Genomic DNA, 6540 nt, shown 5'->3' on the forward strand with positions numbered 1-6540 from the left:
AGAGTTTAAAGTTAAAAGTGTAAAGTTATAATAACTATTAATTTTCAACTTCCAACTTAAAACTTCTTAAAGAAGAGGAGTTATGGAACTTAAAATTATAAAGATAGACATTCCCGAAAACTGCAATGTCATAATAGGACAGACACATTTTATAAAAACAGCGGAAGACCTTTATGAGATTGTAGTGACAACCGTTCCGCATTCAAATTTCGGAATCGCATTCGCTGAGGCATCAGGCCCGTGCCTGATAAGGACAGAGGGTAACGACAACGGGCTTATAGATGCCTGCATCAAAAACCTTCAGGCGCTTGGCGCCGGACATGTATTCTGCATACTAATGCGCGGAGCCTATCCTATAAATGTGCTCAGCCAGATTAAAAACTGTCCTGAAGTATGCAGCATATTCTGTGCAACGGCAAATCCCGTTGAAGTTGTTGTAGCCGCTCTATCCCACGGAAACGGGGTACTGGGAGTCGTTGACGGTTTAGGGCCGAAAGGCATAGAGACGCCTGAAGATAAGGCTCACAGAAAAGAATTTCTAAGAAAGATCGGATACAAACTGTAAAACCATGCGAATCAGCGGCAGGGTCAAAGAAGCATTATGTCCATTCTGCGGCAAGTCGTTTAAAAAGCCTGAGGATATAAAGACCGGGCTTGGAAATGTTTTCACAGGCGGGAAATGTAAATGCGGAGCAGCATACGTCTTCGACCGCTCAGGCCACAATCTCGGTGAGGCTTACGTTGATGCCCTGGTATTTGCCTGTAACGGTGATTGGGAAAAAGCATGGACACTAACGCCGGACGTAGACTATAAAACAGAATCTTTTCACTATGATCAAGGAAGCCATCAATTAATAGAAAGTATAAAGAAAGGCTTACGGACAAGCGAAAACCTCCTGTTCATTAAAGTGGAAAATAAAGCGCAAAGCGGTAAGGAAAACAGCAAGCGAGGATAAATAAATATAATTTGCCAATAACTTTTTTTTATTTGACCGAATACGTAAAGATATATTAGTGTTTATAGTTCAATTGGGAATCTGATTGCCTTCAAATAATCATTTTTATCCTGTAAGAAGGGATTATTGGGAAGTTAAGGCAAATATTGAGCGGGAGATTTCTCCCCTACTTATATTTAACAAGGAAAATTTTCAGCAAAAAGGAGGGACGTAAAAATGCCAACGATGGAATTTCAGGGGAAACAGATTGAGGTTGATGATGACGGATATATTATTAATCTTGACGACTGGAGTAAGGAACTTGCCGTACAAGTGGCGTCACAGGACGGTGTTACACTGACAGAGGCTCACTGGGAAGTAATTAACTTCCTCAGAGACTACTACAAGCAGTATCAGATTGCGCCCATGATAAAGATTCTCGTTAAAGAGATCGGAAAGGCTATGGGGCCTGAAAAAGGCAACACAAAGTACCTTTACGAACTTTATCCGGGCGGGCCTGCAAAGCAGGCATGTAAGTATGCAGGGCTTCCAAAACCAACAGGTTGCGTATAAGGAATTAAAGAAGTAAGAGGTTTTCCGCCTCTTACTTCTCATTTTTATCTCTTTAGGAAAATACTGATGATGTTTGTGCGGGAGTTTAATCTCCACCGAGCCAAAGAGTTACCGGGAGGGAACAAAGCCAGACATGAGACTGAACAGCCTCTTAGCAGATAAAAAGGCTTCCATTCTGGAGAAATGGTTTGATGTAATAATAGAGACATACCCTCCTGACACCGCAAGTTTTTTAAAGAATCGAAATAACAGATTTGCCAATCCGACAGGGTCAACCATCTCTCAGGGGATAGAAGATATATTTGATGAACTCCTCAGAGGCCTCAATAAGGAAAAGACTTCTCAGTTCCTTGATGACATTGTGAGAATAAGGGCAGTTCAGGATTTCACACCCTCTCAGGCGCTCTCTTTTATCTTCCCCTTGAAGAGAATCATCAGAGAAGAACTCGCCGCTGAAATAGCCGGGAACCATCTTTCGGATGAAATCCTCTCCCTTGAATCTGAAATCGACGGCCTCGCACTTTCAGCATTTGATATTTACATGAAGTGCAGGGAAAAGATTTACGACATAAAGGCTAATGAAGTTAAAAGGAGCACCTTCAGGCTCATGCAAATGGCTAACCTGATAAATGACACTAATGGAGAGGAACCTGATCTCGCAGGAAATATTAATCTAAAAATAAAAAGAGGAGAGGTAAAGAAATGAGAATCCTATTTTCCTTCTTTGCTGTTATCGCGCTTGTTCTGTCTGCCTACGCAGGGGTGAAAATAGCAAACCTTCAATTCCTTTTTGGAGTTGTCATCCCCTATATTGCAATCGCAATATTTATTCTGGGATTCATCTACCGCGTGCTGAAATGGGGAAGCTCTCCTGTGCCGTTCCGCATACCTACAACCTGCGGACAACAGGAATCCCTGCCGTGGATAAAACAGAGCAAGATTGAAAACCCGTCAAGCGCCGCAGGCGTCGTCATCAGGATGGCGCTTGAAGTGCTGTTATTCCGCTCACTCTTCAGAAACTTAAAGACACAACTCAAGGAAGGCAGACTTGTATATGGGGAGGCTAAATGGCTCTGGCTGGCAGGTTTGGCGTTTCACTGGTCATTCCTGATTATTTTTGTCAGGCACTTCAGATTATTTCTACAGGATACCCCTTCCTTTATAAAAACGATTGAGGGGCTTGATAGTTTTCTGCAGGTGGGTGTTCCCCTGCTTTACATGACAGATGTCGTTCTTCTCGGGGCTGTAACATATCTGTTTCTCAGGAGAGTTTTCATACCACAGATAAAATACATATCTCTCGCTGCCGACTACTTCCCGCTTTTTCTGATACTTGGGATAGCCGCATCAGGCGTGTTGATGAGATATTTCTACAAGGTGCATATTGTGGGCGTGAAAGAACTCGCTATGGGGCTTGTAAGCTTAAACCCTGTGATACCCCAGAGTATCGGCGTAATTTTTTATATCCACCTTTTTTTGATAAGCATATTGCTTGCCTACTTCCCGTTAAGCAAGCTCATGCATATGGCCGGGGTCTTCCTCAGCCCTACAAGAAATATGGTGAACAACAGCCGTATAGCAAGACATATAAATCCATGGAATTATCCGGTGCATGTCCACACATATGAGGAATATGAGAATGATTTCAGGGAAAAAATGAAAAAAGCCGGAATACCTGTAGAAAAGGAGTGACGCATGGCAACAAAATTTACTGCAAAACCAGACGAGCTTTCAAAGATAGACTACAAGCCGCCTAAAAAAGGATGGTTGGACACACCCGCTGAATTCAAGGAACACACCTTCTGCTGGGGTGCAAAAGGCAAAAACCTCAATGTTGTTGAATTCCCGAATGCGCGCGACTGGTCTCCCGCAGAGGAAGACTGGAAGCTCCCGGAAAACTGGCAGGAGATTGTCCTTGAAGGCATAAAAGACAGGCTAAGCAAGTACCGTTCTTTCAAACTGTTTATGGACATTTGCGTCAGGTGCGGCGCCTGCGCTGATAAGTGTCATTTCTTCATAGGCGGAGGAGACCCGAAGAATATGCCGGTATTAAGGGCAGAGCTTCTCAGGTCGATTTACAGAAAATATTTTACTGCATCAGGCAAAATGCTTGGCAAGATTGCCGGCGCAAGGGAGTTAACCTTAGATGTCTTAAAAGAGATATGGTATTACTATTACCAGTGTACAGAGTGCCGCCGCTGTTCAGTCTTCTGTCCATACGGAATTGATCAGGCTGAGATAACGATGGTGGGAAGAGAACTTATGAATCTGCTTGGATTGAACACAGACTGGATTTCAGGGCCTGTTGCCAATTGCTACATGAAAGGCAACCACCTCGGTCTTGAGCCCCATACAATCAAAAACAGTATGGAATTCTTCCTTGACGACATAGAGACAATAACAGGCATAAAGATTAAGCCTACTTTCAATAGAAAAGGAGCAGAGATCCTTTTTGTAACCCCATCAGGCGATCTCTTTGCCGACCCCGGCACTTATACCGCTATGGGCTACCTTATGCTTTTCCATGAACTGGGCCTTGACTACACCTGGAGCACATACGCCTCTGAAGGAGGCAACTTCGGGTTATTTACTTCCAATGAGATGGCAAAAAGGCTCAATGCAAAGATTTATGCGGAGGCAAAGAGGCTTGGCGTGAAATGGATCATTGGAGGAGAATGCGGCCATATGTGGAGGATTGTAAATCAGTACATGGATACATGGAACGGCCCGGCTGATTTCCTTGAGGAGCCTGTTTCTCCTATAACAGGCACAAAATTTGAGAATGCAAAATCCACAAAGATGGTTCATATAGCAGAATTCACAGCTGACCTTATCAAGAACGGGAAGCTGAAACTGGACCCGGGCAGGAACAACCACCTCAAGGTTACATGGCATGACTCGTGTAATACAGCAAGAGGAATGGGAATTCTTGATGAACCAAGATACGTTCTGCGGAATGTATGCAACCACTTCCATGAAATGCCTGAAGACACCATAAGGGAAAAAACCTTCTGCTGCGGCAGCGGCACAGGCCTGAACGCATCCGAAAATATGGACCTCAGGATGAGGGGCGGTTTTCCCAGAGCCAATGCTGTTAAATACGTCCGGGATAATTATGGCGTAAACATGCTGGCAAATATCTGCGCAATTGACAGGGCAACTTTAAAGGCATTAATGGAATACTGGGCGCCTGATGTGCAGGTAGCAGGACTTCATGAACTGGTGGGGAATGCCCTTGTAATGACAGGTGAAAAGGAAAGGACACAGGATTTGCGTCTTGAACCATTACCTGAAAAGGAGGCTAAAGAATAATGAAGATCTATGACGGAGGAAAGATATTCGTTGGCTTGATTGTCTTTGCCGCCCTTTTTGCATCCCCATTCTATCTCAACATGGGCAAGGTCAGCGCTAAACCTGAACTTAAAATTGACACGCCTGAAATCCAGAAACTTGAAGATAAGAAATGCGTTGAGCCCAAGGAGTTGATGAGGGCAGAACACATGCAGATACTTAATAGCTGGAGAGATGCTGTTGTGCGTAATGGAGACAGAGACCAGATAATCATCAGCGGACATAAATACGAAAAGAGCCTTCAGAACGGATGCATGAAATGCCACTCTAACAAAAAGGATTTCTGTGATAAATGTCATAACTACATGGCTGTAAAACCATACTGCTGGGATTGCCATATAGCGCCAAAGGAGAAGAAGTCATGAGCATGAACAGAAGAGAATTTTTAAAGATAGCAGGAATTTCTACGATAGCCGGTATTGGAGGCACAGCGCTTGCGGGCGGATTGCGGAAAGGCGTGATCGAGGCTGCTCAGACCGCGCCGAATACCGATGCCCTCACAGGAAAGAAATGGGGAATAGCTATTGACATGAGCAAACTCAAATCAGAGGAAAACATCAAGAGAGTTACAGAAGCCTGTCACCGCATTCACAATGTTCCGGACTTCAGCAATACAAAAGACGAGGTAAAGTGGATATGGACTGAAACCTTTGAGCATTCTTTCCCCGGACAGGAACATAAATTTATGGCTGAGGATATGAAACACAAGCCTTTTCTGCTGCTCTGCAACCACTGTGATAATCCTGCATGTGTAAGGGTCTGTCCTACAAAAGCCACTTTCAAGCGAAAGGACGGAATTGTTATGCAGGACATGCACAGGTGTATCGGATGCAGATTCTGCATGGCAGCTTGCCCCTTTGGCGCAAGGAGCTTTAACTACAAAAATCCAAGACTTGCCAAAAACCTGCAGGAATACATGAATCCTGAATTCCCGACAAGGACTATAGGTGTTGTGGAAAAATGCACTTTCTGTTACGAAAGGCTTGCAAAAGGGCTAAAACCTGCGTGCGTGGAAGAATCTAACGGCGCCTTGGTATTTGGCGATCTTGAGGATCCCGCATCCGAAATAAGAAAGATTCTCGCTTCGAAACATACCATCAGGCGCAAACCGGAACTCGGAACAGAACCGAACATTTACTACATAATAGGAGGAAATGACTATGCTGTTGTACCTGAAATCAAATGAATATTATGTCCTGTTCGGAATAGGAGGTAACTTATAATGCTTGAAAAAGCTCTAAGCGGAAGCAAAAAATACTGGACCTGGATTTTTATCCTGCTCGTTTTCATAGGCATAGGAACCGTTAACTATCTCAGACAGTTTCAGACTGGCCTTACAATAACAGGGCTTAGCAGGGACGTTTCATGGGGCCTCTACATAGGGCAGTTTACATTCCTTGTCGGCGTAGCCGCATCCGGCGTAATGCTTGTTCTGCCATACTACCTGCACAATTTCAAACAGTTTGCAAAAATCACGGTGCTCGGCGAGTTTCTGGCTGTATCAGCAGTCATAATGTGTATGCTGTTCATTTTTGTTGATATGGGCCAGCCGATGAGGGTTATGAATGTCTTGCTTTATCCGACTCCGAACTCTGTCATGTTCTGGGATGCAATGGTTTTAAGCGGTTATCTTGCCTTAAATATAATTATCGGATGGGTTGTTCTAAAAAAAAAAAAAAAA

Annotated in this window: 9 protein-coding genes; all 9 read left to right on the top strand. The window is 43.9% G+C overall.

What is annotated here, in order from left to right:
• Positions 1-82 precede the first annotated feature (82 nt).
• Positions 83-565, top strand: coding sequence for an adenosine-specific kinase (locus HY035_07910; GenBank protein ID MBI3378306.1), 483 nt, complete (start codon positions 83-85; stop codon positions 563-565).
• Positions 566-569: 4 nt separating this feature from the next.
• Complete coding sequence (locus tag HY035_07915; GenBank protein ID MBI3378307.1) at positions 570-956, top strand: hypothetical protein; 387 nt, start codon at positions 570-572, stop codon at positions 954-956.
• Between the two features lie 216 nt (positions 957-1172).
• On the top strand, positions 1173-1508 hold the full coding sequence (locus HY035_07920) for a TusE/DsrC/DsvC family sulfur relay protein (GenBank protein ID MBI3378308.1): 336 nt from the start codon (positions 1173-1175) through the stop codon (positions 1506-1508).
• Positions 1509-1641: 133 nt separating this feature from the next.
• The gene (locus tag HY035_07925) at positions 1642-2214 is read left to right on the top strand and encodes an RsbRD N-terminal domain-containing protein (GenBank protein ID MBI3378309.1); all 573 of its coding nucleotides are present in this window, start codon (positions 1642-1644) and stop codon (positions 2212-2214) included.
• The gene (gene dsrM / locus HY035_07930) at positions 2211-3200 is read left to right on the top strand and encodes a sulfate reduction electron transfer complex DsrMKJOP subunit DsrM (GenBank protein ID MBI3378310.1); all 990 of its coding nucleotides are present in this window, start codon (positions 2211-2213) and stop codon (positions 3198-3200) included. The genes HY035_07925 and dsrM overlap by 4 nt, the downstream gene beginning before the upstream one ends.
• Before the next feature lie 3 nt (positions 3201-3203).
• Positions 3204-4820 carry a (Fe-S)-binding protein gene (locus tag HY035_07935; protein ID MBI3378311.1) on the top strand — a complete coding sequence of 539 codons (1617 nt, stop codon included), beginning with the start codon at positions 3204-3206 and terminating at the stop codon, positions 4818-4820.
• Positions 4821-4825: 5 nt separating this feature from the next.
• Positions 4826-5224, top strand: a complete 399-nt coding sequence (gene dsrJ, locus HY035_07940; GenBank protein ID MBI3378312.1) for a sulfate reduction electron transfer complex DsrMKJOP subunit DsrJ — start codon at positions 4826-4828, stop codon at positions 5222-5224.
• A complete protein-coding gene (locus HY035_07945) occupies positions 5221-6045 on the top strand; it encodes a 4Fe-4S dicluster domain-containing protein (GenBank protein MBI3378313.1) in 825 nt (274 codons plus the stop codon). Before dsrJ ends, HY035_07945 begins: the two co-directional genes overlap by 4 nt.
• Before the next feature lie 36 nt (positions 6046-6081).
• Positions 6082-6540: polysulfide reductase NrfD (nrfD, locus tag HY035_07950; protein MBI3378314.1), on the top strand; the 459-nt coding region annotated here is incomplete at its 3' end.

The organism is Nitrospirota bacterium (assembly GCA_016195565.1).
Classification (GTDB): domain Bacteria; phylum Nitrospirota; class Thermodesulfovibrionia; order Thermodesulfovibrionales; family UBA1546; genus UBA1546.

Excerpts from the sequence above, each read along its gene's own strand:
- dsrM (MBI3378310.1), top strand. The coding sequence starts at position 2,211 with ATGAGAATCCTATTTTCCTTCTTTGCTGTTATCGCGCTTGTTCTGTCT.
- HY035_07935 (MBI3378311.1), top strand. The coding sequence starts at position 3,204 with ATGGCAACAAAATTTACTGCAAAACCAGACGAGCTTTCAAAGATAGAC.
- HY035_07920 (MBI3378308.1), top strand. The coding sequence starts at position 1,173 with ATGCCAACGATGGAATTTCAGGGGAAACAGATTGAGGTTGATGATGAC.
- HY035_07925 (MBI3378309.1), top strand. The coding sequence starts at position 1,642 with ATGAGACTGAACAGCCTCTTAGCAGATAAAAAGGCTTCCATTCTGGAG.
- HY035_07915 (MBI3378307.1), top strand. The coding sequence starts at position 570 with ATGCGAATCAGCGGCAGGGTCAAAGAAGCATTATGTCCATTCTGCGGC.
- HY035_07945 (MBI3378313.1), top strand. The coding sequence starts at position 5,221 with ATGAGCATGAACAGAAGAGAATTTTTAAAGATAGCAGGAATTTCTACG.
- HY035_07910 (MBI3378306.1), top strand. The coding sequence starts at position 83 with ATGGAACTTAAAATTATAAAGATAGACATTCCCGAAAACTGCAATGTC.